At 64.6% G+C, this 25681-nt stretch carries 25 protein-coding genes and 1 pseudogene; 19 read left to right on the top strand and 7 right to left on the bottom strand.

Annotation, left to right across the window (positions count from 1 at the left end; all coding sequences use genetic code 11):
- Window positions 1-6: 6 nt before the first annotated feature.
- The 8 genes from pyrE (at window position 7) to ABMA59_RS16665 (ending at window position 6342) form a co-directional block, all read left to right on the top strand.
- On the top strand, window positions 7-585 hold the full coding sequence (pyrE, locus tag ABMA59_RS16700) for an orotate phosphoribosyltransferase (RefSeq protein WP_349006510.1): 579 nt from the start codon (window positions 7-9) through the stop codon (window positions 583-585).
- 3 nt (window positions 586-588) lie between these two features.
- Complete coding sequence (acpS, locus tag ABMA59_RS16695) at window positions 589-999, top strand: holo-ACP synthase (RefSeq protein WP_349006509.1); 411 nt, start codon at window positions 589-591, stop codon at window positions 997-999.
- An 81-nt stretch (window positions 1000-1080) separates the two neighbouring features.
- Entirely contained in the window at window positions 1081-1830 is a 750-nt protein-coding gene (gene lepB, locus ABMA59_RS16690) for a signal peptidase I (RefSeq protein ID WP_349006508.1), read from the top strand.
- Window positions 1831-1834: 4 nt separating this feature from the next.
- Entirely contained in the window at window positions 1835-2551 is a 717-nt protein-coding gene (rnc, locus tag ABMA59_RS16685; protein WP_349006507.1) for a ribonuclease III, read from the top strand.
- Window positions 2548-3459 carry a GTPase Era gene (gene era / locus ABMA59_RS16680; protein ID WP_349006506.1) on the top strand — a complete coding sequence of 304 codons (912 nt, stop codon included), beginning with the start codon at window positions 2548-2550 and terminating at the stop codon, window positions 3457-3459. The genes rnc and era overlap by 4 nt, the downstream gene beginning before the upstream one ends.
- A gap of 67 nt (window positions 3460-3526) precedes the next feature.
- Complete coding sequence (locus ABMA59_RS16675) at window positions 3527-4282, top strand: SDR family NAD(P)-dependent oxidoreductase (RefSeq protein ID WP_349006505.1); 756 nt, start codon at window positions 3527-3529, stop codon at window positions 4280-4282.
- Window positions 4283-4441: 159 nt separating this feature from the next.
- Entirely contained in the window at window positions 4442-6187 is a 1746-nt protein-coding gene (locus tag ABMA59_RS16670; protein WP_349006504.1) for an adenylate/guanylate cyclase domain-containing protein, read from the top strand.
- Window positions 6184-6342: a hypothetical protein gene (locus ABMA59_RS16665; protein WP_349006503.1), complete on the top strand. Its 159-nt coding sequence runs from the start codon at window positions 6184-6186 to the stop codon at window positions 6340-6342. The genes ABMA59_RS16670 and ABMA59_RS16665 overlap by 4 nt, the downstream gene beginning before the upstream one ends.
- Before the next feature lie 196 nt (window positions 6343-6538).
- Here ABMA59_RS16665 and ABMA59_RS16660 read toward each other — a convergent pair whose 3' ends face one another.
- The 3 genes from ABMA59_RS16660 to ABMA59_RS16650 form a co-directional block, all read right to left on the bottom strand.
- Entirely contained in the window at window positions 6539-6670 is a 132-nt protein-coding gene (locus ABMA59_RS16660; RefSeq protein ID WP_349006502.1) for a hypothetical protein, read from the bottom strand.
- A 190-nt stretch (window positions 6671-6860) separates the two neighbouring features.
- Window positions 6861-7736, bottom strand: coding sequence for a DUF2182 domain-containing protein (locus ABMA59_RS16655; protein ID WP_349006501.1), 876 nt, complete (start codon window positions 7734-7736; stop codon window positions 6861-6863).
- An 8-nt stretch (window positions 7737-7744) separates the two neighbouring features.
- Window positions 7745-8377 (bottom strand): DUF1326 domain-containing protein, encoded by a 633-nt coding sequence (locus ABMA59_RS16650; protein ID WP_349006500.1) that lies wholly within the window; start codon window positions 8375-8377, stop codon window positions 7745-7747.
- 262 nt (window positions 8378-8639) lie between these two features.
- On the opposite strand from ABMA59_RS16650, the gene recO reads away from it, so the two are divergent.
- Genes recO through ABMA59_RS16635 form a run of 3 tightly spaced genes read left to right on the top strand, consistent with a single transcriptional unit; the run spans window position 8640 to window position 12836 of the window.
- Window positions 8640-9392 (top strand): DNA repair protein RecO, encoded by a 753-nt coding sequence (gene recO / locus ABMA59_RS16645; protein ID WP_349006499.1) that lies wholly within the window; start codon window positions 8640-8642, stop codon window positions 9390-9392.
- The gene (locus ABMA59_RS16640; protein ID WP_349006498.1) at window positions 9389-9907 is read left to right on the top strand and encodes a PaaI family thioesterase; all 519 of its coding nucleotides are present in this window, start codon (window positions 9389-9391) and stop codon (window positions 9905-9907) included. Before recO ends, ABMA59_RS16640 begins: the two co-directional genes overlap by 4 nt.
- A 28-nt stretch (window positions 9908-9935) precedes the next feature.
- Window positions 9936-12836, top strand: coding sequence for a DUF2339 domain-containing protein (locus ABMA59_RS16635; RefSeq protein ID WP_349006497.1), 2901 nt, complete (start codon window positions 9936-9938; stop codon window positions 12834-12836).
- Between the two features lie 65 nt (window positions 12837-12901).
- Here the strand turns inward: ABMA59_RS16635 and ABMA59_RS37235 are convergent, their stop codons facing one another.
- Both ABMA59_RS37235 and ABMA59_RS37230 read right to left on the bottom strand, forming a co-directional pair.
- On the bottom strand, window positions 12902-13288 hold the full coding sequence (locus tag ABMA59_RS37235) for a calcium-binding protein (RefSeq protein ID WP_425475933.1): 387 nt from the start codon (window positions 13286-13288) through the stop codon (window positions 12902-12904).
- A gap of 167 nt (window positions 13289-13455) precedes the next feature.
- A pseudogene (locus ABMA59_RS37230) lies at window positions 13456-14103 on the bottom strand (hypothetical protein); the annotation flags it as partial.
- 274 nt (window positions 14104-14377) lie between these two features.
- Between ABMA59_RS37230 and ABMA59_RS16625 the strand changes: the two are divergent.
- Window positions 14378-16075 (top strand): Na/Pi cotransporter family protein, encoded by a 1698-nt coding sequence (locus ABMA59_RS16625; RefSeq protein WP_349006495.1) that lies wholly within the window; start codon window positions 14378-14380, stop codon window positions 16073-16075.
- 276 nt (window positions 16076-16351) lie between these two features.
- Here the strand turns inward: ABMA59_RS16625 and ABMA59_RS16620 are convergent, their stop codons facing one another.
- A complete protein-coding gene (locus tag ABMA59_RS16620; RefSeq protein ID WP_349006494.1) occupies window positions 16352-17215 on the bottom strand; it encodes a DMT family transporter in 864 nt (287 codons plus the stop codon).
- A 304-nt stretch (window positions 17216-17519) separates the two neighbouring features.
- Here ABMA59_RS16620 and ABMA59_RS16615 point away from each other — a divergent pair, with 304 nt between their 5' ends.
- From ABMA59_RS16615 to ABMA59_RS16605, 3 genes are all read left to right on the top strand, one after another.
- On the top strand, window positions 17520-18923 hold the full coding sequence (locus ABMA59_RS16615; RefSeq protein ID WP_349006493.1) for an aminotransferase-like domain-containing protein: 1404 nt from the start codon (window positions 17520-17522) through the stop codon (window positions 18921-18923).
- A 181-nt stretch (window positions 18924-19104) separates the two neighbouring features.
- On the top strand, window positions 19105-19623 hold the full coding sequence (locus ABMA59_RS16610) for a sigma-70 family RNA polymerase sigma factor (RefSeq protein WP_349006492.1): 519 nt from the start codon (window positions 19105-19107) through the stop codon (window positions 19621-19623).
- Window positions 19620-20414: an anti-sigma factor family protein gene (locus ABMA59_RS16605; protein ID WP_349006491.1), complete on the top strand. Its 795-nt coding sequence runs from the start codon at window positions 19620-19622 to the stop codon at window positions 20412-20414. Before ABMA59_RS16610 ends, ABMA59_RS16605 begins: the two co-directional genes overlap by 4 nt.
- Before the next feature lie 26 nt (window positions 20415-20440).
- On the opposite strand, the gene ABMA59_RS16600 is transcribed toward ABMA59_RS16605, so the two are convergent.
- Window positions 20441-21202 (bottom strand): prephenate dehydrogenase/arogenate dehydrogenase family protein, encoded by a 762-nt coding sequence (locus tag ABMA59_RS16600; RefSeq protein WP_349006490.1) that lies wholly within the window; start codon window positions 21200-21202, stop codon window positions 20441-20443.
- 70 nt (window positions 21203-21272) lie between these two features.
- On the opposite strand from ABMA59_RS16600, the gene ABMA59_RS16595 reads away from it, so the two are divergent.
- The 4 genes from ABMA59_RS16595 (at window position 21273) to ABMA59_RS16580 (ending at window position 25678) form a co-directional block, all read left to right on the top strand.
- On the top strand, window positions 21273-21800 hold the full coding sequence (locus ABMA59_RS16595; RefSeq protein WP_349006489.1) for a GYD domain-containing protein: 528 nt from the start codon (window positions 21273-21275) through the stop codon (window positions 21798-21800).
- A gap of 352 nt (window positions 21801-22152) precedes the next feature.
- Entirely contained in the window at window positions 22153-23313 is a 1161-nt protein-coding gene (locus ABMA59_RS16590; protein ID WP_349006488.1) for a sulfite oxidase, read from the top strand.
- Between the two features lie 737 nt (window positions 23314-24050).
- On the top strand, window positions 24051-24911 hold the full coding sequence (locus ABMA59_RS16585; RefSeq protein ID WP_349006487.1) for a hypothetical protein: 861 nt from the start codon (window positions 24051-24053) through the stop codon (window positions 24909-24911).
- Window positions 24912-25180: 269 nt separating this feature from the next.
- Window positions 25181-25678 (top strand): GNAT family N-acetyltransferase, encoded by a 498-nt coding sequence (locus tag ABMA59_RS16580; RefSeq protein ID WP_349006486.1) that lies wholly within the window; start codon window positions 25181-25183, stop codon window positions 25676-25678.
- Window positions 25679-25681: the final 3 nt, after the last annotated feature.

Raw genomic sequence — 25681 nt, 5'->3', positions numbered from 1 at the left:
GCACGTATGAACACGGACGAAGTCTTGTCGATCTTCCGCGAGGCAGGGGCGGTGCTTGAAGGGCACTTTATCCTGACCTCCGGCCTGCGCAGCCCGGTCTTCCTGCAGAAGGCGCGGGTGTTCATGCATGCCGACAAGACTGAGCGGCTTTGCCGGGCGCTGGCCGCGAAAATTCGCGAAACCGTGCCGGGCCGCATCGACTATGTCGTTGGACCGGCAGTGGGCGGCCTGATCCCTGCCTACGAGACCTCCCGTCATCTCGGCGTGCCGGCCATCTGGGTCGAGCGCGAGCAGGGCGTATTCCGCCTTCGCCGCTTCGAGATCGAGAAAGGCGCGCGCGTCGTCATCGTCGAGGACATCGTGACCACCGGCCTGTCGATCCGCGAGACGATCACCTGCCTTCATGATCTGGGGGCCGAAGTCCTGGCTGCGGCCTGCATCATTGACCGTTCGGCCGGCAAGACAGACGTCGGCGTGCCGCTGGTGGCGCTCGCCGAATACGAGGTTCCAGCCTATCCCGCCGACAATCTGCCGCCGGAGCTCGCGGCGATCCCGGCGATCAAGCCGGGCAGCCGGAACATCTAGCCCATGATCATCGGCATTGGCAGCGACCTGATCGACATCCGCCGCATCGAAAGCTCGCTCGACCGATATGGCGAGCGTTTCGTCAAACGCATCTTCACCGATCTGGAGCAGGCCAAGGCCGAAAGCAGGCGGGAGCGCGCCGCGACCTACGCCAAACGCTTCGCCGCCAAGGAGGCATGCTCCAAGGCGCTGGGTACGGGCATGGCGCGCGGCGTGTTCTGGCGCGACATGGGCGTGATCAACCTGCCCAGCGGCAGGCCGACCATGCATCTGACCGGTGGGGCGGCGGAGCGCCTGAAATCGATGCTTCCGAACGGCCATCGCGCCGAGATTCACCTGACGATCACCGACGATCATCCGCTTGCTCAGGCATTTGTGATCATCGAGTCACTACCCGCCGAACAACAGCCATGATTATGGCATTGAAGGCGGCCGCGCGGCGTTGCTCCGCTTGGCGCTAGCCCTTATACGGGAACGACGACGACCGAGGACGACATGAGCGTGGCCGAGAAGACTGTGAAAAAATCCGGAGGGCTTGGCGAGACCGTCAACGTCATCATCCAGGCGCTGATCCTCGCCCTCGTCATCCGCACGCTGCTGTTCCAGCCTTTCTCGATTCCCTCCGGCTCGATGCGTCCCACGCTGCTCGAGGGCGACTATCTGTTCGTCACCAAATGGGCCTACGGCTATTCGCGCTATTCGTTGCCGTTTTCGCCGAACCTGTTTTCCGGCCGTATCTTCGGCAGTTCTCCGGAGCGCGGCGACGTGGTGGTGTTCAAGTTCCCGCCGAATCCCTCGCTCGACTACATCAAGCGGGTTGTCGGCCTGCCCGGCGACCGCATCCAGATGCGGAACGGCCAGCTTTTCATCAACGGCGAGGGTGTGCCTCGCGTGAAGACCGGCACAATCGACAATCCTGATATCACCGAGGAAGACCGGCCGATCGACGTCTACCGCGAGACGCTGCCGAACGGGGTTTCCTACGACACGCTCGACCTGACGCCCAACGGCATCGACGACAACACGCGCGAATACATCGTGCCGCCGGGCCACTATTTCATGATGGGCGACAACCGCGACAATTCCAGCGACAGCCGCCGGTCGGTCGGCTTTGTTCCCGAGGAAAACCTTGTCGGCCGCGCCAACATCATCTTCTTCTCGATTGCCGGCGGCGCCAGCCCGCTGGAGATCTGGAAATGGCCGACCGAGATGCGCCCGACACGCCTCTTCAACTTCGTCAGATAGGGCGATGGGTCTGAAACGGCCGACGGGAGACGCCCTGGCAATCGTACTGCGCGACCGCATTGGCCACAGTTTTCGCGACGTGGCCCTGCTGCAGACCGCGCTGACCCATTCCAGCGCCGTCAGGGCCAAGGCCAACAACGAACGCCTTGAGTTCCTTGGCGACCGTGTCCTCGGCTTGGTCGTGGCCGAGATGCTGTTCGCCCTGTTCCCCGACGCGCGGGAAGGCGACCTCGCGCCGCGCTTCAACGCGCTGGTCGATGCCCGCACCTGCGGCGCCATCGGCCTCGAACTCGGTCTCGATCAGCTGATCCGCGCCGACGCCGCGCTTAAGGCCGGCAGGGGCGGCAAGGCCGGCAATTATCTGTCCGATGCCGTCGAGGCGCTGATCGCTGCCATCTATCTCGATGGCGGCATGGACCCGGCGAAAGCCTTCATCCTGCGCTATTGGGAGCCGCGTTCGCGAGGCGTCATCGACAAGCCGCGCAATCCAAAATCCGAATTGCAGGAATGGGTGGCGCAGGCGAATGGCGCGCGACCGGAATACAGCATCGAGGGACGGGAGGGACCGGACCACGAACCGGTGTTCACCGTCGCGGTGAATGTGACCGGCTTCGCGCCGAGCCGCGCCAGCGGACCGTCCCGCCGCGCCGCCGAAGAGGCGGCTGCTACCGAATTCCTGCTGCGCGAAGGCGTGTGGTCGGGCGAAAAGGCTGCGTCATGAGCGAAATACCATCCATCGATACCCGCTCGGGCTTCGTCGCCCTGATCGGCGCGCCAAACGCCGGCAAGTCGACCCTGGTCAATCGGCTGGTCGGTGCGAAAGTCTCGATCGTAACGCACAAGGTGCAGACGACGCGCGCCATCGTGCGCGGCATCGCCACGCATGGGCAGGCTCAGATCGTCTTCGTCGACACGCCCGGAATCTTCAAGCCGCGCCGCCGCCTCGACGAGGCGATGGTCACCACCGCCTGGGGCGGCGCCAAGGACGCCGACGTCGTCATGCTTTTGATCGACGCCGAGCGCGGCATCCGTGGCGACGCCGAGGCGATCCTCGACAATCTGAAAAATGTCGGCCAGCCGAAGATCCTCATCCTCAACAAGGTCGACCGGGTGAAGCCTGAGGCGCTGCTGATCATGGCGAAGGAGGCCAACGAGCGCGTCGCCTTTCAGCGCACCTTCATGGTCTCGGCACTGACGGGCACCGGCTGCGACGATATTCTCGACTATCTCGCCGCCTCGCTGCCCGCCGGCCCCTGGTATTACCCGGAAGACCAGCTTTCCGACCTGCCGATGCGCCAGCTCGCCGCCGAGATCACGCGCGAAAAACTGTTCCTGCGCCTGCACCAGGAGCTTCCCTACTCCTCCCATGTCGAGACCGAAAAATGGGAAGAGAAGAAGGACGGTTCGGTGCGCATCGAGCAGACCATCTACATCGAGCGCGAGAGCCAGAAGAAGATCGTGCTTGGCGCCAAGGGCGAGACCATCCGCGCCATCGGCCAGGCCTCGCGCAAGGACCTGTCCGAGATATTGGAACAGCCGGTCCATCTCTTCCTGTTCGTAAAGGTGCGGGAGAACTGGAGCGACGACCCGGAGCGTTATCGGGAAATGGGATTGGAATTCCCGACCTGACGTTTTGCGCCTTTGAGCATCAGCACAGGAGGATGTGCCGACGCTCAAACACTTAGGGGAGGGGGACATGAGACTTGCAGGCAAGCGGGCGCTGGTCACCGGCGGATCGGACGGCATAGGGCTGGCGATCGCCATTGCATTTGGGCGTGAGGGCGCGCGGGTGCAGATCGTCGGTCGCGACTCGGACAAACTACAGGCGGCGCGCCGGCAAATCAGCGGAGCCGATACTTTTGAGGCCGACCTTTCCACCCATGAGGGCGTGGAGGCGGTCGCCGGCGAGTTCGAGCGCTCCGGCGAAAAGCTCGACATCCTGGTCAACAACGCAGGCGTTGCCTACCTTGTCGCCTTCGACACCGTGACGGCTGAGCAGTACGAAAACTCATTCGCGCTCAACGTTACCGCGCCGTTCTTCCTGACGCAAAAGCTGCTGCCGCATCTGCCGGCCGGCGGCTCTGTCATCAACATCTCGTCCTATTTCGCCCACAAGATGATTCCCGGCCGTCCCTCCAGCCTCTATTCGCTTTCCAAGGGCGCGTTGAATTCGCTGACCAAGTCGCTTGCCTTCGAACTCGGCCCGCGCGGCATCCGCGTCAACGCCATCGCGCCCGGCACCGTCGACACGGCGATGCGCCGCAAGACCGTCGACAACCTGCCGGAAGCCGCCAAGGCCGAACTGTCCGCCTATGTCCAGCGCAGCTACCCGCTCGGCCGCATCGGAAAACCCGAAGACCTTGCCGGCATCGCCGTTTATCTGGCGAGCGGCGAGGCCGCCTGGACCAGCGGCGCGATATTCTCGGTCGACGGCGGTTACACCGCAGGGTGAGGCCTGTAACTCCGGGTTGGTTTACTGCTCGAATAGTCACCCTCATCCCGAACACGACCGTATCGATGGCTTTTTCTTTTTCTGCCTCATACGTTCTCGCCGAATTCGCTACTTTGTATGCTAGCATGGAGTACGCGGTCCTGCCCTGATGGGGGTAACATGGAACGAAAGCTTGCGGCGATTCTCGCGGCCGACGTGGTCGGCTATTCCACGCTGATGGAGCGCGACGAGGCGGGGACCTATCGCCGTCTTGTTGCTGGCCGGAAAGAACTGTTCGAGCCGGAGATCGACAAGCGACACGGCCGCATATTCAAGCTGATGGGCGACGGGTTGCTCGCCGAATTCGGCAGTGTCGTCGACGCGGTCGAATGCGCCGTGTCGCTGCAACGTGGTCTCGCGGAGCGCAATGCGAGCCTTGCCGAGGATGAACACATTCACGTCCGCATCGGCGTCAACCTTGGCGAGGTGATCGTCGACGGCGACGATCGCTACGGGGAGGGGGTGAACGTATCGGCTCGGCTCCAGCAGCTCGCCGACCGAGGCGGCATCTGCGTCTCGGGCAAGGTCGCGCGCGAAGTCGAGAAAAAGCTAGCTTTCCGCTTCGAGTCGATGGGCGAGCAGCAGGTCAAGAATATCACCGAGCCGGTTCCCACCTATCGGGTGGTCCTCAGCGATGCCGGTGGCGAGGCTCCGTCGGCGGCCAAGCCCCTTGCGCTTCCGGACAGGCCCTCTGTGGCGGTGCTCCCGTTCACCAACATGAGCGGTGACATAGAGCAGGAGTATTTCGCTGACGGTCTCGTCGAGGACCTTATCACCAGCCTGTCGAAGGTCCCGGGCATTTTCGTCATCGCCCGCAACTCCACCTTCGCCTACAAGGGCACCATGGTGGACATCCGCCAGGTGGCCAAGGAACTGGGCGTCCGCTATGTGCTGGAGGGCAGCGTGCGCAAGGCTGCGAACCGCCTGCGTATCACCGGGCAGCTTGTCGAGGGAACGGATGGCACCCACGTCTGGGCCGACAAATTCGAGGGGCCGATCGAGGACATATTCGACCTTCAGGACCGGCTGACCGAGAACATCGTCGGCGTGATGGAGCCGACGATCCGGCGCGCCGAGATCGCGCGGGCGCGTCGCAAGCGGCCGGACCGGCTGGATGCCTACGATCTGTACCTGCGGGCTCTGCCCTATGTCTATGCGAACACGCCCGCCGATCGGGAAGAAGCGCTGCGCCTGCTCAACGAGGCGCTAAGGCTCGATCCCGACTATGCTGGAGTGCATGGTCTTGCCGCATGGGCCTACGAGCAGCGTTTCCTGCGAGGCGGATTCGACCCTGAGGATCGGGCCGCCGCATTGAGGCACGCGGCCTGCGCGCTCACAACCGGCAAGGACGATCCACAGGCGCTTTGTATCGGCGCGTTCGTCCACGCCAACATCAGCCACGACTATGAGACGGCCATAAGCGCCCTCGACCGGGCGCTGAAGATGAACCCGAACTCGGCCCTGGCCTTCGGGTTCAGCGCCTTGGTGCACATGTTTTCGGAACGCTACGACCGCGCATGCGGCGACGCGATGAAGGCATTGCGGCTTAGTCCGTTCGATCCGCTCAACTATCATCCTTATCTGGCGCTGGCCTGGTGCTGCTTTTTCACCGACCGTTTCGAAGAGACCGTCGACTATGCGGCCAAAGCCATCGATGCCAATCCGGGGTTTAGCATCCTCCATGTCAGCCTTGTGGCCGGCCGATCGAGCTTGGGCCAACTCGACGCCACGCAAAAAGCGGCGGCGCGCCTGCTGGAGGTGGCGCCCGGCTGGACGATCGGCAGCTTCGTGCGCATGGACCTCGTGCGTCCGAACCTGATGGAGAAGTTTGCTGTGGCGCTGCGAAAGGCGGGCCTGCCGGAGTGAGCATCGCTACGGTTTGGCCTTCGATGCCGGCAGCCGATGGAACATTCGGACCACCGGAGGACGTTGCCTGCATAGGCGGTGCATCGGCGAGCGACAAGGCCGCCTGGACCAGCGGCGCGATCTTTTCGATCGACGGCGGCTACACGACGAGGTGAACGGTTACGATCCGCTGTTCCGAAGTTCCTGCAGCGCCTTCTCGAAAATCGAAAGCTTGTTTGGATCCATGCCACGGTCGATACGCCGCAGCCATTTGTCATAAGCCATCTTAGTGAGCGAAAGGCCCTCCGGGGTTAGATCGCTGGACCTTATCTCAAATGCATCGTCGATAGCGGCCTCTGGCCGAGAAATATCTTACACCGTCAGGCCATTCCGCTGCAGGAAATCGGCAAAAACGAAGAAGCGGCGGATCGTCTTTTCCCGGGGCTCGGTATTGCCCTGCTTTTTAGTGTGCCAGCCGACACGATCAATGGTGAAGTCAGCCATGGACCCCTCGCAGAGCTTTGCGGTTGAATTCTTTACCAGAGCAGCCGCGGTTCTGCGAAGTGCGCCAGCGCAAATTGGCGCAGTTGCGCCCCTCCTTGATCTCGCTTTGGTTTCAGTGAAAGTCTCTACGCTTGGAATGTGCGAGGAATGCGCAAATGCTTCCTCGCCGGCAACGAAACGGCCCGGCCGTTCACACCAGGAGCGTCGCGCCGCCCCATATGATCAGGGCGATGCCGGCCGCGCGTCCAACCCACTGGCCGGCGGGAAACACCTTTTCAATCAGCACCAGAACGGCAAGCGCGGCAATCCACGCCAGATTCATCACGCCGCCCACGAACAACAGCGCCATCAGCATCCAGCAGCATCCGACGCAGAACGCCCCGTGCAGGGCGCCCAGGCGAAGCGCGCCGAGCGCGTGGGGACGCCAATGGCGGGAAAGGAACGCCGCCGGCGCCCGGCAATGCGACAGGCAGGCATTCTTGAGCGGCGAGAGCTGATAGAGGCCCGCGCCGATAAGCACGATGGCCGAAAGCCAGCGGCTCTGCGAACCCATCGTCGTCGCGGAGACGATCCCGCTGCGTTCGAGCAGCCAATACAAAGCAGCCGCCGCGACGGAAAACCCCAGCCAGACCAGAAGATAGCCTGCCACGAATACGCCGGTGGGCGCGAGCCTGTTGTGGCTCTGGCGCACGGCGAGCGCATGGCGGTGCACGCGCGCATAGAGCAGGATGGTCGGCGCGGCGCTCGGCGACATCATGGCGATCATCATGACCCACCACATGGCGATCATCAGCGTCCAGATCGCGGGCCCCCAAATTCGCGGTTCCGGTGCCATCGCGCCCATGTCCATGCCGGGCATATCCATCCCCGACATGTCCATCCCTGGCATATCGGCGCCCGCGGCCTGCTGGTGGGGGAACAGCGCGAGCCGCGTCATCTCCCACGCATTCATGCCGAGACCGGCGCCCGTGACGATATACAGCCAGGCCAGCACGCACAATGCTGCCAACCCCGCGACCGTGAAGAGACGGTCGCGTCTGAGCAGGCGTTCGAGGGGGCCGTCCATGCGGCGCGTCAGGCCCGCACGACCCCGTGATTGTTGAGATGCAGCCGCGCGAACTGGGCGTAAGTGTCTTTGGTGTCGAACTGAACTGGCCCGCTGGTCCTGCTCGAACCACTGCCGATCTCGGCGACGGCATATTCGAAGCCGTCCGGCAACACGATCTGAGCGCGCGATTCGGCGCCCGTCACCTTGTTGCGGATCGGCTCGCCGATCGTATCGATATAATCCTTGACGAAGATGCGGCCCCTGCGGCCGTCGATGTCGAGTTCGAGATCGATCTTGGTGAAAACAGGCTCGTTCATCTTGGTCAGGGTCGTAGCGAAGACGGCGAACATTGTCGCGAACGGATCGGTATCCTGGCCCGACATGATGCGCAGCAGCGCTTCGCGCTGCCGGTCGGTCGCCTTCTCGTCGACGAAGGCGATGCATTCGCCGTTGCCTTCGTGGATCGGGCCGGGCCATTTGAAGATCGCGGCGATCCTGAGACCGTCGAGACTGGTCTCGCCGTGATGGCCCTCATCGATCTGAATGCCCGCCGCGGCATAGCAATGGCCTTTGTCGGGCAGCGCGTTAAATTGGCAGTTGCAACCATACTCGCAAGTGCAATTGACGAGTTCGCGTCCCTTGATCTCCCAAGATGTCATGACAACCTCCCCGGACCTGAAAGTATTCCAGGGCACTATATACCTGCTATCGCCGCACCGCCACCCGGTGGTACCAAGACTACGTCAGAAGGACGAGTATTTTCGTCGAAATGCGGATGAACATTCACTTCGGAGCTTGTGAGATCGACTTGGGACGGGTGGAATCGGTGAAGCGGTGATCAATCGGTGGGCTGCGCAGGGTCGCCGTCTCCTCGATTCCCCTCCTTGATCTCGCCGCTGTTTCCGTGAAAGGCTCCGCCGCATGGAATGGCGCGACGAAGGCATTATCCTCGGCACCCGCCGGCATGGCGAGACGTCCGTCATCCTGGAAGTGATGACGCGCTCGCATGGCCGCCATCTCGGCATGGTGCGCGGCGGGCGCTCGCGCAAGCAGCAGCCGGTGCTGCAGGCCGGAAACCGCGTCGACCTCGTCTGGCGGGCGCGGCTGGACGAACATCTGGGAACGTTTCAGGCGGAAGCCATCGAGTTGAACGCTGCACGCCTGTTCGACAGTGCGGCTGCCGTCTTCGGCCTACAAACCATCGCCGCACATCTGCGGCTGATGCCGGAGCGCGACGTGCATCCTGCGTTGTTCGAGACGCTGGCCGTGCTGATAACCCATCTCGACGAGCCGCTGTTGGCCGGCGAACTGGTGGCGCGGTTCGAACTGATGGTGCTGGAGGAACTGGGTTTCGGCCTCGATCTCTCGGAATGTGCCGCGACAGGCGTGCGTACCGATCTCGTCTACGTCTCGCCGAAGTCCGGACGCGCCGTGTCGCGCGCCGCGGGCGCACCCTGGCGCGAAAGAATGCTGGTGCTGCCTGATTTCCTCGCCGCGCCCGCCCGCCGCGCCGATCCCGTAGCGATCGACCACGCCTTCCGGCTGACCGGCTTCTTCCTGGCGCGGCACGTCTACGAACCGCGCGGCATTTCCGAACCCGAGGCGCGTGCCGGTTTTCTGGCTGCCCTGCGCAAGCTGAACGGCGCGGCCGCGCCCGGAGAACATGCCGCATGAGTGAAGTCGAACTGTTTCCCGGCCATGTTTCACGACTGGGCCTGGGCACGATCCCGCGCGCGGATCTGGCCGGCCAGCCGGGCCTGGTGTTGCTGCAAAAACTGATTGCCGGCGAATATCCCGCGCCGCCGATCGCCGGCACGTTGAGTTTCACGCTGACCGAGGTCGAGCCGGGGAGGGCGGTGTTTCGCGGCCTCCCCAACGAACGCCATCTCAATCCGCTCGGCGGGGTGCATGGCGGCTGGACCGCAACCATCATGGATTCAGCACTCGCCTGCGCCGTTCACACCACGCTGGAGGCGGGCGAGGCCTATACCACCGCCGAGTTCAAGGTGAACTTTTTGCGACCGATCACGCCGAAGACGGGCGAGGTGGTTTGCGAGGGCCGCGTCGTCCACCGCGGCCGCACGCTGGCGGTGTCGGAAGCGACGCTGAAGGACGAAGCCGGCAAACTTCTGGCCTTCGGCACCGAAACATGCTCCATCTTCCCCGCCGCCGGCCTGGCCGGGCGCTGACGGCCGGGTCGGCGGGCGAGGGAGCGCGATGTTCGAGAGTTTTTTCGGCATGCTGAGCGCCATCGGCGTGGTTGCGCTGATCGTCGTCGCAACCCGCCAGCAGTCGCGCATCGGCCTGCTGGAGCGCGAGATCAAGGCGCTCCGCTCCTTCATCCTGTCGTTGCCGGGCGAGGGCAGGGCGGCTGCTAAATCGGCCGCCACCGCATCCGTGGGCGACGCCGCTTCCGCGAGCGCCGCATCCGCTTCGGCATCGGCGGAAGCGGTCTCGTCGTCGACGGCCGCTGAAGCGATCTCCGCCGGCACCCTCGATCCCGCGCCGACGGAGCCTGCCAGCGAAAAGGACATCGCGCCAACCGATGAGCCCGGCCTCGCGGCCTTGCGCCCAAGGCCGGCTGATGCCGGGGCTTTCTCCGAACGTATTTCAAAGGCCTCGGCCGCCGCCGGGTCGGGTGAGCTCGAGCCGGGCGACTCGGCATCGGCGCGTGCTGCCGGGCCGTCCTCTGAAGATGCAGCCGGGCCGACGACCGAAGCCGGCGGGCCGCGCCGAACGAGGCCGGCAACACCCGACCTCGAAACCGCCCTCGGCACGCGCTGGGCGGTCTGGGTTGGCGGTGTGGCGCTGGCGCTGGGCGGCATCTTCCTCGTCCGCTATTCGATCGAGGCGGGCTGGTTCGGTCCGGGAACGCGCCTCATGCTGGCCGGCCTGTTCGGCCTTGTGCTGATGGCGGCCGGCGAATTTATCCGCCGCACCGGCTTCAATATGCCCGTGCCTGGCGCGGCCGGCGCCTACATCCCGGCTATCCTCACCGCCGTCGGCGCCTTCACGCTGTTCGGCACGATCTACGCTGCGCATGGCATATACGGCTTCATCGGGCCGGCGCCGGCCTTTGTGCTGCTCGGCATTGTCGGCGTCGCCACCACGGCGCTGGCCCTCGTTCACGGGCAGGTGCTGGCCGGTGTCGGCCTGCTCGGCTCGTTCGTCACGCCGGTCCTGGTCGCCACCGAATCGCCCAATCCATGGGCGCTGTTCGGTTATCTGGCCATCGTGCTGGTCTCCTCCATCGCCATCGCGCGCATCCGCCGCTGGCGCTTCCTCGCCTCCGCCGCCTTCTTCGGCACCGGCTTCTGGTGCCTGGCCTACATGGCGGGCATGACTCCGGTCGACCTGACCATCGTCCTCTTCATCAACCTCGTCACGCTCGCCAGTCTTGCCATCCTGTGGCCGGACAACGATCCCGACGCCTCCGGCCGGGCCGGATACCGCGCCTTCCCCGCCGCGATCCCGGCTTTCTTCGTCGCGCTTGCTGCCTCGGCCCTGATGGTCGATCCGATCTTCCAGGCGACGCACGGCATTGCCGCCGGCACGACCCTGCTCGTGCTGATGGTGGCGCTGGCGGCATGGCGCACCGAGGCGCTGCCGCTGCTCTTCGGTGCCGGCATCGCCGTCAGCCTCGTCTACCTGCGCATCGGCTTTGCCGGCTCGTTCGATTTCGAAATGATGGGCGAGCCTGTCTCCGTCGAAGGTTTTCCGCTCGTTTCCTCCGTCGACGTGCTGTTCTATCCCGGCGTCCTGCTCTCTGCCGTCTTCATCGCCGCCGGCGTGGTGCGGGCACGGCGGCTGGCCGCCATGCGGCGCGCCGCCGCCGCAAGCTGGGCATCGTTCGCGGCAATCGTGCCGTTCGTCGTGGTTTGCTCGCTCTGGCTGGCGCTGGGTCATCCGGACGTCGATTTGCGCTATGCGGTTGCCGCCTTGCTGCTTTCCGCCATCCTCGCCTTCGGCGCCGAAACGGTGGCGCGCGCCGAGCAAACGGCATCATCGGCTGGCGGACCGGCCGTCTCCTTCCTGCTCGCTGGCGCGGGCGCGGCCTTGATTGCCGCCATCCACATGGGGTTCGGCCCGGCCTTGACGACCATCCTCGTCGGAGCCTCCGCCATGCTGCCCGCGCTCGCAACCCGCTGGCGCGCCTGGCCGGCGCTCGGCTGGCTGTCGGTGGCGGCCGTCGCCGTCGTGCTGGTCCGGGCGGCGATCGACCCGACCATCGTCGGCGCCGCCGCGCTCGGCACGACGCCGGTGCTCAACGCGCTGCTGCCCGGCTACGGCATTCCGGCGCTGGCCTTCGCTTTCTCGGCCTGGCAGCTTGGGCGCACCACCGGAGGCCGCCCGCGCCTGGCGATGCAGGGGGCGGCGATCTTCTTTGCGCTGCTGACCATCGCCATGCTGGTGCGCCACGCCATGCACGGCGGCATTCTTGATACGGCCGAGATCACGCTCGCCGAACAGGCGATCTATTCGCTGATCGCGCTGGCCGCCGGAGGCATCCTGATCTCGCTCGACCTGCGCGCGCCGAGTTCGGTGCTGCGCTACGGCTCGCTGGCGATCGGCGTGTTGTCGGTGGCGATGATCGTGCTGCAGCATTTCGTGCTGCTCAATCCGCTGTTCACCGACGAATCGACCGGCGCGATACCGGTGTTCAACCTGCTGTTCCTCGCGTACCTGCTGCCGGCCATCGCCGCTGCGGTGCTGGGCTGGTACGCGCGCGGCCGCCGCCCGCAATGGTACGGCATGATGCTGGGCGTCACTGCCGCGGCACTTGCCTTCACCTACGCGACGCTGTCGGTGCGCCGCATCTTCAAAGGCGAGTTTATCGGCCTCTGGAAAGGCCTTGAGCCGCTTGAAACCTACAGCTATTCGGCGCTGTGGCTGGTCATGGGCGTGGTCCTGCTGGTCGCCGGCGTGCGCACCGGTTCCTTCGTCATGCGCGTCGCCTCCGGCGCGCTGATCGCCATCGCCGTGGCAAAGGTGTTCCTGTTCGACATGTCGGAACTGGAAGGCGTGCTGCGGGCCTTGTCCTTCATCGGGCTGGGCGCCGTGCTGATCGGCATCGGATTGTTCTATCAGCGGCTGCTGACACGGGCGGCAGCGCGATAGATGACCTACCTCTTCTGGTGAAACTCAAGTGCGAGGAGAGGGCGACGCGCGCGTCTGGAAGGTGATCACATCAAAATAAAGACGTCCGCCGACAGATCGGGCGCGCCGGCCAGATGGGCAAACTTAACGTTGCCGAAAGCCGTGCCCGAACCGTCGGCATCGTAGTAGAGATTGCCGGTCGAGGAATTGTAGACGATACGATCGTCGGCGTCCTTGGGGCCGTCGTTGAAAATGTTGAAAGCTGATGCCGCAAACGTCCCGACCGGCAAAGCGGTGAAAACTGCCCCATCCAAATGGATCGTGTCGGCTGCGGAAAAATCGGCGATCCGGTCGTAGTTGTCCGAATTGCTGGGCGCGGTGTCGAATACGAATGTATCGCTGCCGCTTCCGCCGACAAGCGTATCACGACCCAGGCCCCCGGCCAGAATGTCGTTTCCGTCGCTGCCGTCCAAGGTGTTCGACCGATCGTCGCCGACAAGCGTGTCGTCAAACGAAGAGCCGGTAAGACCTTCCAGGCCGTAATAGGTGTCACCCGCCGCGTCGTTGGTGTTTGCAAGCGGGTGGCCAATGACGCGACAACGCCCATCTTGGAGCCGCGATACGAGGCGATATCGAACCCGCCGCTCCCACTGAGGACGTCGGCACCGGAGTAGCCGATGAGAACATCGTCTCCGCCCGCGCCTTCCAGTTCGTTCTCACCGGCAGTGCCGATCAAGGTCTGGCTGAACTCGTTCCCGATCAGCCACAGATGTTTCGTTGAGTTGAGGTTGTTGGACGTGAATTTCTCGACTTCCACGCCGGGCTCGAGTTGGTAGAAGTTAAAATCTCCCGGCAAGCTCCTTGCCACATGATCGAACCCGCCGCCGACCTTTTCCCATACGTCATCGACGACATCGTCGACATAGTATGTATCGTTTCCGGCGCCTCCGTTCATTGCATCGATGCCGACGCCGCCGTTGATCGTGTCGTTGCCCAGCCCACCGAAGAGCATGTCGTTTCCGGATGTTCCATCAACATGTAGATCGGAATTGGACGCGTTGAATATGAAATCGTTCTCGGAAAGAGAATAGTTATCGATGAAAACTGACTCCCGGACGCCATTGTAATAAAACGCTACTTCGGTGCCCTTTTCATACGAACTTATGATCCAGGGGTCGAGTTGCGCGAAGTTGGCGATGTGAAATGCTGAAAAATCCAGCTTGTCTCCGGATTTGAAGTTCGAAATTACCTGCGAGCCGAAGCCTCGCTCGAATTTGTAGATCGTCATAGGGTTCAGCCTCGAGTCGCTTTGACCGGTTGATACTATGTTGGGGTAAGCAATTTAAGTGTGGAATTTCGAGCGTTTTCCCGATGGTTAAACTTAAGTGTATTTCCGCACCTCCGTCCTTTATTGTTCCAGCAGCGTCCCGCCGAATTCTGTTTCTCAATACCTCGGCCCATTCCGACGTTGTGATTGCGGCGGGGACGCTAACAGCCTAGGGTCCGCCGGCGCCGCAACCTCAACCATCTCGGGTCTAAGGCGCGGAGGGGCTGAGACGCGCATGTCGACAGCAATTGCCATTCTCGGCGGTGTCGGACTTTTCCTTCTCGGCATGACCGTCATGACCGACGGCCTGAAGGCGCTGGCGGGATCGGCCTTGCGCACCGCGCTGGGCGCCGCGGCGGCCACGCCGCTCTCCGGAGCCTTCTGGGGCGCCATCGTCACGCTGCTCGTGCAGTCGTCCAGCGCGGTGACGATGACGACCATCGGTCTCGTCAACGCCGGGCTTCTGACCTTCCCGCAGGGGCTCGGCCTTGTCTTCGGTGCCAATGTCGGCACCACGGGTACGGCCTGGTTGATTGCATTGATCGGCGTGCGTGTCTCGCTTTCGGCCTACGCGTTGCCGATGATCTTCGTGGGCGCGCTGGCGAAGCTGCTGGGCGGCGGGCGGGTCGCGGCGGCGGGCGGCGCGCTCGCCGGTTTCGCGCTGGTACTCTATGGCCTGACGACGCTGCAGCAGGGCATGGGAGGCCTTGCCGAGAGCCTGCATCCGTCCGACCTGCCGGCGGTGCTCGGCGCGCCGGGGGTCGGCTGGGGCGCCGGCTTCGTCGGGTTGATGTCGCTGATCTCCATCGGCCTGGCCATGACGGCGGTCATGCAGTCCTCGACCGCAGCGACCGCCGTCACCATTTCGGCTTTCTTCGCCGGAGCGGTGAGCCTGGAGCAGGGCATGGCGCTGATCATCGGCCAGAACATCGGCACAGCGACGAGTTCCGCGCTGGCCGCCATCGGCGCCAGCACGACGGCCAAACGCCTCGCGCTCGCCTATGTGCTGTTCAAGCTCATAGCCGCGCTGATCGCGATCCTCACCTTCCCGTTCACGGCCTCGCTGATGCAAGGTTTTTCCGCGTCGGTCGACGGGATGACGCTGCTTGCGGCCTATCATACGGCCTATAATGTCGTCGGCGTCGCGGTGCTCCTGCCGGCGACGCAATGGTTCACCCGGGTCGTCGAGCGGCTGCTGCCGTCCAGGCAGACGCCGCTGCAGCGCGCGCTCGATCCGAGCGCGCTCGCCAGTCCGGTGATCGCGGTCGAAACCGTGCGGCGCGTCCTGGCCGACGTGCTTGCGAAAAATGCCGTCTCGGTCTCAGCCGCGCTTTCGGGCCGTGGCGGGGCTACCGCCGCGCCGGGCACGACAGAAGCGGCCGTCGCGGTCACGGAAGTGCGTGACTTTCTGTCCGAATTGAAGGAGCCGCCCGAGACGGAGGCGGAGCGGCTGCGCTTGACCAGCATATTGCATGCGCTCGATCATACCTCGCGCCTGATGGACGTGCTGGCGAATGGCACGTTTTCCCACCAGGCCGCCGATGGCCCCCTCGACCGTCGCGCCGTGGAACTCGGCGAGCGTGCCATGCGCGCCGCCCAGGCCGTTGGCCGCTCGATCACCACGGAATGTGCGCTCAGCGCCCAGGCCGCTCCGATCGGCTGGAGCATTTCGCCCGAGATTGCAGCCGCGCTCGCCGACGGGCAGGGCGCGGTAGCAGAACTCGACGACCTGCAACGCAGCCACCGCGCCGAGGCCCTCGCCTCCGTTGCGTCGGGACAACTCGCCGCCGCGGATGCCTTCGCACGGATCGAGGCCGTTGATCAGCTTGACCGGATCGCGCACCATGCCTGGCGCTCGGCGGCGAATCTGCTGGGCCGAGGCGCGCAGAACGCGGCCTTGGCGGTGGCCGTCGGGGCCGAGAGGGTGCCGTGAAGTATATCGAGGGCGGTCATCGCTTTCGGAACGGAAGGCTGGTTGCAGCCAAATCCTTCAACTGGACTGTCCGGTGCAGTACCCGCTCTACTTGGAAACCCGAAATTCGTCGGCACGAGACTGTTGACGGAAGGGGAACTGCTGGGGACAGTTTACTTAATTCCGTAGAAAGGCGCAGCGCTTCTGAGTTGATGCTAGCGGAATTAAGTAAACTGTCCCCGGCGTTTTCTGCGGCCGGCGAACCGATTTCGGGTTTTCAAGTGGACCGGCCGCGACCTACCGCGCGAACTTCCGCGCTCCCGCGACGCAGAGCACAACGCCGACGGTGACGACGAGCATGACGCCGCTCACCTGTTCGCCGAGCAGGCTCGCCGCCAGTGCCAGGCCGAAGAACGGCTGGAGCAGTTGCAACTGCCCGACGGCGGCGATGCCGCCCAGCGCCAGCCCGCGATACCAGAAGATGAAGCCGATCAGCATGCTGAATAGCGACACATAGGCGAGCCCCGCCCACGCCGCCCCGCCGATGCCGGTGAGCGACGGCGGCATGGTGCCGAACGCCAGGACGAGCATGACCGGCAGCGACATCACCAGCGCCCAGGAGATCACCTGCCAGCCGCCTAGCCGTCGCGACAGCTTTGCTCCTTCGGCATAGCCCAGTCCGCAGACGATGACTGCGGCCAGCATCAACAGGTCGCCGACCGGCGACGCAGTGACCCCTTGCGACAGCGCAAAGCCGGCGACCAGCGCGCTACCGAGGCAGGAGAACAGCCAGAAGGCCGGGCGCGGGCGCTCGCCGCCGCGCAGCACGGCAAAGATCGCCGTCGCCAGCGGCAGCAGGCCGATGAAGACGATGGAATGCGCCGAGGTGACATGCTTCAGCGCCAGCGCCGTCAGCAGCGGGAAACCGAGCACGACGCCGAACGCGACGATGGCCAGCGACGCCAGATCGGCGCGCGCCGGGCGCTTTTCGCGGAATGCCAGCAGCAGTGCCACCGCCAGCAGCCCCGCTATGGCCGCGCGCGCCACGGTCAGGAACACCGGATCGAAATCCATGACAGCCACGCGCGTCGCCGGCAGCGACCCGCTGAAGATCAGCACGCCGATGAACCCGCTGATCCAGCCGCCGGTTGTCCTATCCACCATGTGTTCCATCTGCTTTCGGCTTCTATGCGTCAGGGCGATCGCATGAAAGAACTACCCCCACCCCTAACCCCTCCCCACAAGGGGCAGGGGACTTTGCGGCCGTTATGCCGAGCAAGACCGTCGACGATTGGTGCCCGGCGGAGATGCAAGCCGGTCCTCCTGCCCCTTGTGGGGAGGGGTTAGGGGTGGGGGTAATTCCTTCAAGCGATTGCCTCACTCACCTTGCGCGGTGACGGCTGGCCTCACCAGAGACAATGCATTACAGTTCTGCAAAACTGTTAGGGATACAACGGCAGTACGGATGGATCATCGCCTCAATCCTGACGGCAAGGACGGCACCCTGGTAGGTTCCGTCATGGCGACGATCCGTCAGCGCATCGCCGCGCGCAGCCTGACGCCGGAGGCAAAGCTGCCCTCCATCCGCGCCTTCGCCAAAACGATGCAGGTCTCCACCTCAACGATCGTCGAAGCCTATGAGCGGCTGGCCGCCGAAGGCGTCATCCGCTCGCGGCCGGGCTCCGGCTTCTACGTCTCCAGCCCGCTGGCGCCGCTGTCGCTGGCCGAGATCGGCCCCCGGCTTGACCGCGAGGTCGATCCGCTGTGGATTTCGCGCCAGTCGCTGGATGCGGGCGAGGATGTGCTGAAGCCCGGCTGCGGCTGGCTGCCAGCCTCATGGATGCCGGAGGAGGGGCTGCGCCGGGCGCTGCGGTCGCTTGCGCGGGCCGACGACGCGGTGCTTACCGACTACGGCACCCCGCTGGGCCTCGCCCCGCTGCGGCAATTGCTGGCGCGGCGTCTGGGCGAGCATGGCGTCGAGGCATCGCCCGACCAGATCGTGCTCACGGAATCGGGCACGCAGGCAATCGACCTCCTCTGCCGCTTCCTGCTCGAACCCGGCGACACCGTGCTGGTCGACGACCCCTGTTATTTCAATTTCCACGCGCTGCTGCGGGCGCACCGCGCCAACATCGTCAGCGTTCCCTATACGCCCACCGGGCCGGACATGACCCTGTTCGCGCAGGCGCTCACCGAGCACCGTCCACGCCTCTACATCACCAATTCGGCGCTCCAGAACCCGACGGGCGCGACGCTTTCCGCCGCCGTCGCGCACCGCCTGCTGAAACTCGCGGACCAGTCGGCACTGACCATCATCGAGGACGACATTTTTGCCGACTTCGAAGTGAGCCCGGCGCCGCGGCTGGCCGCCTTCGACGGCTTGAACCGGGTCGTCCAGATCGGCAGTTTTTCGAAAACGCTGTCCGCCTCGGTGCGCTGCGGCTTCATCGCCGCGCCCCGCGACTGGATCGACGGCTTGACCGACCTGAAGATTGCCATGTGCTTCGGCGGCGGGCGGCTGTCGTCGGAACTGGTGCTGAAACTGCTCGGCGACGGCAGCTACCGCAAGCACATGGAGGCGCTGCGCTCGCGCCTCTCCCGCGCCATGGCCGACACGACTGCCCGCCTTGCCGCGCTCGGCATTTTCCCATGGCACCAGCCGCGCGCCGGCATGTTCTTATGGTGCTTCCTGCCGGAGGGCATGGACGCTGCCGAAATCGCCCGCCGCGCCTTGGCGGAGGACGTCGTGCTCGCCCCCGGCAACGCCTTCAGCCTGTCGCGCACCGCCAACGGTTTCCTGCGCTTCAATGTCGCCCAGTCCGGCGACGAACGCTTGTTCAAGGTGCTTGCGGCTGCGATGCGCGACTGAAGCCCCGAACCTTCTCTGGCAAATCCTAATTCCCTCAAGGAATTCAGGAAGAAACCGCACCCACGCAACGTTTACACCAATGGCAGCACCCGGTCCGGCAAGCGCCGGCCAAAGCGCGGGCTTGCGCAGAGACGCGAATTGGGGTTTGACGGCGGCGGAACGGGCGGTGCGAGCGTCGCTTATGGACGACAGACGAAGAGCGATCCTGGAGGAGATCCCGCGGCTGCGACGCTATTCGCGCGCGCTGCTGCGTGACCGCGACCGGGCGGACGATCTCGTCCAGGACTGTCTTGAGCGCGCGCTGGCCCATCTCGACAACTGGCGCACCGGCGAAAGCCCGCGCAAATGGCTCTTCACCATCATGCATCACATCTTCGTCGACCAGATGCGCAAGGACAAACGACGCGGCGAATCCGCCATGCTGCCGCTCGACGGTTTCGAGGCGATGGCCGTACCCGCCGAGCAGACCGAGGACGCGGGCTCGCGCGAAGTGCTTCAGGCGCTGCAGACCATCAGCCCCGAGCGCCGCGCCGCGATCCTGATGGTCTCGGTCGAAGGGTTTTCCTACGCCGAGGCCTCGACCATTCTGGGCGTGCCGGCCGGCACGCTGATGTCGCGCATCGCGCGCGGCCGCGAGGACCTGCGCGCGCTTCTCGACGACGGCGCCCGCCGCCGCGCCATCCGGGTGGTCGACCGATGAGCGCGCGCGACTTTTCCGACCGCGACATCCACCTGGCGCTCGACGCGGAACTGCCGGAGGACGAGCGCGCGCTGTACCAGTCCTGGCTCGGCGCCAATCCCGACGTGAAGGCGCGCGCCGCGCGCTATGCGGACGATCTGGCGCTGGTCCGCAACGCGGTTGCCGGCATCGCCGACGAGCCGGTGCCGCCTCGGCTGGCGGCGATCGTCACCGGCGAGGGCAGGCCCGCGCAGCCGGCCGCCGGCAATGCCTGGTGGCGGCAGGCCGCGGCGGCGGCCATCATCTTCGTCGTCGGCGGAGCCGCGGGCTATTTCGCCGGGGCCGGCTCGCTGGAAGACGCTGCCGCGCCCGCCGACCGCCTCGCCGACAGCGCCATCGGCGCCTATGTCACCTACGCCGTCGACAAGTCGCATGTGGTCGAGGTCGAGGGCAACGACCGCGACTATCTGCAAAACTGGCTGTCGAAGCGCACCGGCCTGAAGCTGGTGGTGCCCGACCTGTCGGCCCAGGGGTTCGAACTGCTCGGCGGCCGTATCCTGCCCGCCGGCCACGCGGCGGCGGCGCTGCTTGTCTACAAGGACCCCAACGGCAACCAGGTGTCGATCTACCTGACGCCCGAACCCAAGACGAAGGCGAAGGGTACTTACGCGCAGGGCGACGGCGGCCCCACAGCCATCTACTGGCTGGACGAAGGTTTTGGCTGCGCCATCGTCAGCTCGGCGCCGAAGGACGTGCTCGACGCCGTCGCCGGCAACGCCTGGCGCCAGTTGAAGGCGGGGCTGGCGAGCTGACGGTGAAAGTCCTGCGCTTGGCACACCTACCCGGCGCCATCCGCCAGGTCGGCGTTCAGCGCTGACGCCAGTTCGAAAAATCGCTTGCGGACGCCGGACGAATAGGGGTTCGCGCGCTCGATCGCCTGAAAAACCTCCGGCGCATCGTGGCGGACCATGTTCACCGCCTCCAGCAGCAGATCGAAGCTTTTCGTGGTCATGCGCTTCGGCAACGGCTCCATCTGCACCAACACCTTCGCGATGAGATGCGTGAGACCCTGGACCGTCGCCGCCTCGCGATCGTGGTCCTCGGGCGTGGTCATGATGACGTCCAGGCGCAATCGATGCCGCAGGAACGCGGCCAGGCGAAAGCAGCGGCGGCCCCGGATCGGACATATGGCGATCTTCAATCCCGCGATGCCGTTGCGCGCGCTCTGCGGGCCGAACAGCGGGTGCGTGGCCACGATCTCGGCATGTTCGGGAAGCCCGCGCTTCATGATCTCAGCCGGGCCGCGCTTCACCGATCCCACGTCGAGCACGAGCGTGCCCGGCCTTATATGCGGCGCCACGGCCTCGACGATCTCCTGCAGCCGTCCGACCGGCGTGGCAAGCACGACAACCGGGCAGCGCGCCGCCGTATCGAGGCCGGTCAGCGCAACGCCAAGACCTTCGGCGATCGGCTGGAGGCCGGGGACGGGGTCATGCGCGCACATCCGGAAATACGGGCGCAGGTGGCGGGCGATGAGCTGCCCGAAGGCGCCGAAGCCTATGATGCCGATTGTCGGACTGGTATCGCTTCTGTCTGGCATGGACTGAACCTCTGCAAGGCTGCGAAGCCAGAGGCGTCCTGCTGGAACTCAACCGCTGGCTGGGCAGCGGTTGAACAAAAAAGCACACCCGCCGCTATGGAAGCGGGGCGTAATACAGCGCGGCGGCGAACAGTGCTTTCATCATGCCGGCGCCATTAGCCGCCGGCCGATGAAATGTCAACGAATGTGGCAATGGACCCTTGCGGACAACCTTGTTCCGCGTTCCAATTGCCAGCTGAAACCTGCCCTCGGTCGCCACGAACTGAAAAAAGGAGACGCCATGCCGAAATATCTCGTACAGGGTTCCTACACGGACCAAGGTCTCGGAGGATTGCTGAAGGAGGGCGGTTCGAAACGGCGAGCGATGGTCGAACAACTCGCCGCGGAAATGGGCGGCAAACTCGAAGTGTTCTACTTCGCCTTTGGCAGCGATGACTTCGTTATTATCCTCGATCTGCCGAGCAACATCGACATGGCTGCGACAGCCATTGTCGCCCAGGCCAGCGGCATGGTGAAGTCGAGGGTTACGATCCTGATGGCTCCGGAGGATGTCGACGAAGCCGTGAAAAGGAAGGTCGACTTCCACCCGCCCACGTAATTCTCGGACACGAAGATCAGCTTCGGGGTGGGAAACGGAACGGCAGGTTCTGGACGGCTGCGTCGGGAATGCTGCCATTCGTCCGGCTTACGACCTTTGGCGGCAATGCGCCTGATGTCGGCCGTTCAGGGCACCTTTGTCGTCGCAGGGAAGAAGACGTCGCAGGTGACAATGCTGGAGGTCGTGGTCGGGCCTCATTTCGGCTTTCCCCGAACCCTTGACTTTGACATCGGACAGGACTGAAATCCATCTCGTGCCGGCATAAGGCAAATGTTGCCCGGTACCGAAATCAAGCAGACCGGTTTTCCCATTTTTGCATCCGGCAAGCCGGTCGCAGTAGGGAGACGCCTTCATGCAGAAGCTTCAGCGTCGAGAATTCATCGCAAAGGGCAGTGCGGCCCTTACGGGTCTTGCGGCCTTTCTCTCCACCCGACACGCCTATGCATTTCCAAGCCACCCCGGCGAGGAAGTCGTCAAATGGCTCGATCAACTGCCGCCGAATCCAGTTCCGGAGATTATCAAGAACCAGCTCGTATGGGAGGACCTCGACTCCTGGATAACGCCCAACGACAAGTTTTTCTCAATTGCGCACTTCAACCGGCCAGTCATTGACGCAAGCACTTGGAAGCTCGAAATCGGCGGCCTGGTCAAAAAGCCAACTGCGCTGACGCTCGCCGACATCAGGTCTCGGCCGCGCCAGGAGGTCACGTTCACGGTCGAATGTTCGGGTAACACGGGTCTCCCCTTTTTCAACGGGGGCATAGGCAATGCGCGCTGGGCGGGCACGCCGCTCGCTCCAATCCTGGAGGAGGCCGAGGTCCTCGACAGCGGCATCGAGGTCGTCTTCTGGGGCGCCGACGAAGGCGAGATCAAAAAAGCCGACGACGTCAAGTTCAAGCAGAATTTCGCGCGCAGCATGTCGCTCGCCGAAGCCATGGATCCGAAAAACATCCTTTGCTACGAGATGAACGGAACTCCCCTGCCGCCCGATAACGGCTTCCCGCTTCGGCTAATAGCGCCGGGCTGGTACGGGATTGCGAATGCGAAATGGCTCAAGCGCATCGACGTGCGCGACCAGCGCTTCGAGAACAAATTCATGGGACGCGACTACGTTACGCTTCGCGAGGAAGATCACAACGGCGAGACTGTGTGGGTGGAAACCTCCGTCGGTCGGGTGCGGCTCAAATCTGCGCCGGCCCGGGTGACTCATGCCGGAAAGGACTACCGGATCGTCGGAGCCGCGTGGGGCGCGCCGATCGAGCGGGTAGAGGTCAAGATCGACGATGGACAGTGGATGCCAGCGACCATCGACGAAGCCGACAAGGCGGAGTTTGCCTGGCAGATGTGGTCGATAGACTGGCCTAATCCTGCAGTTGGTGAGCACACCGTCACCTCACGCGCGATCGATACGAGCGGCAACGTCCAACCGGCAATGAGCGATCCGTGGATCGCCAAGAAACACACCTACTGGGAAAGCAACGGGCAAGTGACGCGCCGCATTCAGATCGCTTGACGGCCCAGCGGCCCGTAGCAAATCGGGTCGGTGTAGGGTATGGGCGGGCGGCGTGTCCGCGCTTCTGCGCCGCCCAATCCACCTGACGACCCAAGGAGATGGGACCCGTGTTCCATGTCTCATCGGGGCTATCTACCGGTCCGTCCAGTCCGCCTTGAGCCGTGAGACCGAGGTCCTACCGGTGTCGAATACGGCCGCTTTCGCCATTTTGGATGCCGAAAGCTGTCTGACTGCTTGCGGCCCCAACTCTGACGCCTAGCGGAAGTGGACGAGCGGCAGGTTTCGGTCGGTGGCGGAAGCGTCCCGGACGGCTACAATGGGTTCGAATGCCGGCATTCGGCGTCGGCGACATCGGACTTTCAGACCAAGGTCCGGCTTATCCAGGTTGCTTCGATTCCATGTCATTGCGAGATTGGATACTGCAGAAGCAGTTACCGCGATGCTGCCGCCTGACCTCTCTGTCGCAAAATTCCAACGGTTGGCGAAATCGCCCCCCTCAGCCTCCTTCTCCCCGTTTTGCGGGGAGAAGTGCCTGGTAGGGCATTGAGGGGCGGCGTCCCCTGTGAAAACTGTCGGCCTTCCCAATAACGCAGCAATCACAAGCATTTGCTGCCCTTCACACGACCTTTGCGCTTGGTCGCGGTCAGCATCCGAGGGCATTATTTTCCCACCACTTATCCCCGCCCGTCCCAACCCAGGCGACAATAGCACCGCCGGATTTGAAAGGAGCCGGGGCCATGGACGGACGTGCGGCGATCGAGCAAAACCTGGAGGCGCTGAAGCGTATCCTCGCCATGCTCGTCGCCATGGCCGGGATGGGGAGCGGGGGGATGGGCGCTGGGGGCGTTGGCGCTGGGGGACAGTTTACTTTCTTTCGGCAGAAAGACGCCGCCGCTTCAAGGCTGGCGCGGGCCGAAAAAAGTAAACTGTCCCCGGCACTTAGCCTGCCGCGCCAGCTCTATCTTGCCGTCCTGCGGCTGCTGCGTCCGGCGGAATCTGCCGCGCGGCGCCTGATCATCGCGGCGGCGCGCGGGATGTTGGTAACCCTGCCGGCCCTGCGCCCGCCCAAGCCCAAGCCGGCGCTCCAGCGAGGCCCCCGCGCCTTCCTGCCTAAGGGGCCGAAAAAACGTCCCAAGCCGAGCCTGCGCATCTTCTCGCTGTCGCTGGTCGATCCGCCGCGGCGTCTGTCCCGCGTCCCACGCCGCGCTGTGCCCGCCCACGCCGCACCGCGCATATTGGGCCTGGATTTCGGCGCGACCTACCACGCCCTGCCGCCACCGCCATCGCCGAACGACCCGATCGACGCCGTGCGTCTCGGCCAGCGCCTTGCAGCGCTCGGCGCCGCGCTCGACGACCTGCCGGGGCAGGCGCAACGCTTCGCCCGTTGGCGCGCACGACGCGATGCCGCAACCGCACGGGGCGGAACCGTCTCCAGCCGCCGCCTCGCGCCGCTGCGGCGCGGGCGTCCGCCGGGCGGGCGGCTGTCCCGCTACGATCCGGTCGCCGCGCATCCGCGCAATATCCGCGAGATCGACGAAATTTTGGCGCACGCCCATGCGCTGGCCGTCTACGCGCTGGATAGCCCCGACACGTCATGACGGCGGGGCCACGCACCTCACGAACAAACGAACCGATGGCCGGCGCGGATTTTCCCGCTCTGGGGCGGCGCTCCATACTGTCGGAAAATACCGCCACCGGTCCCTTGCCGAACTCGGCCGGACTGCTCGGTTCACCCTTTTCATTCGCGTCACAATTCAGCCCAAATCGGGGAGCGAAAGCGATTCCGATGCCGGCGCGGAAGCTTGTCCTGGCGGCAGATCGTCTGCCTGCGTTCCCCCTCCGCGACCGAGGTTTTTCCGGCTTCCCGATGTCCCTGAAAATTCGCCCGGCCCGCGCCTCGGACCTCGACGCCCTCGTCGCGGTCGAGCAGGCCGTGTTCGACGCCGACCGCATATCCCGGCGCTCCTGGCGAAGCTTTCTGGCAGGCTCCTCGGCTGCAATATTGGTCGCCGAAGAAGCTGGCGATGTCGCCGGCTGCTGCGTCGTCCTGTTCCGGATCGGCAGCACAATCGCGCGGCTCTATTCGATCGCCGCCGCGCCGGGCCGCTTCGGCGTCGGGCGCGCGCTGCTCGCCGAAGCCGAAACTCTCAGCGCCCGGCGCGGCGCAAAAACCATGCGGCTGGAAGTGCGGGAGGACAATCTTCGCGCCATCGGCCTTTACCAAAAATCCGGCTATCGCCGGTTCAGCCGCAAACCAGACTATTACGCCGACGGCGCGGCAGCCCTGCGTTTCGAAAAGCCCTTGGCGCATGAGCCCTTGCATGGGTCGCCGCCAACGGCCACCCACGGAACGACGCCGCCGTGACCG

The organism is Mesorhizobium yinganensis, from assembly GCF_040081985.1.
Taxonomy (GTDB): Bacteria; Pseudomonadota; Alphaproteobacteria; order Rhizobiales; family Rhizobiaceae; genus Kumtagia; species Kumtagia yinganensis.
This window is presented reverse-complemented; position numbering and strand designations above follow the sequence as displayed.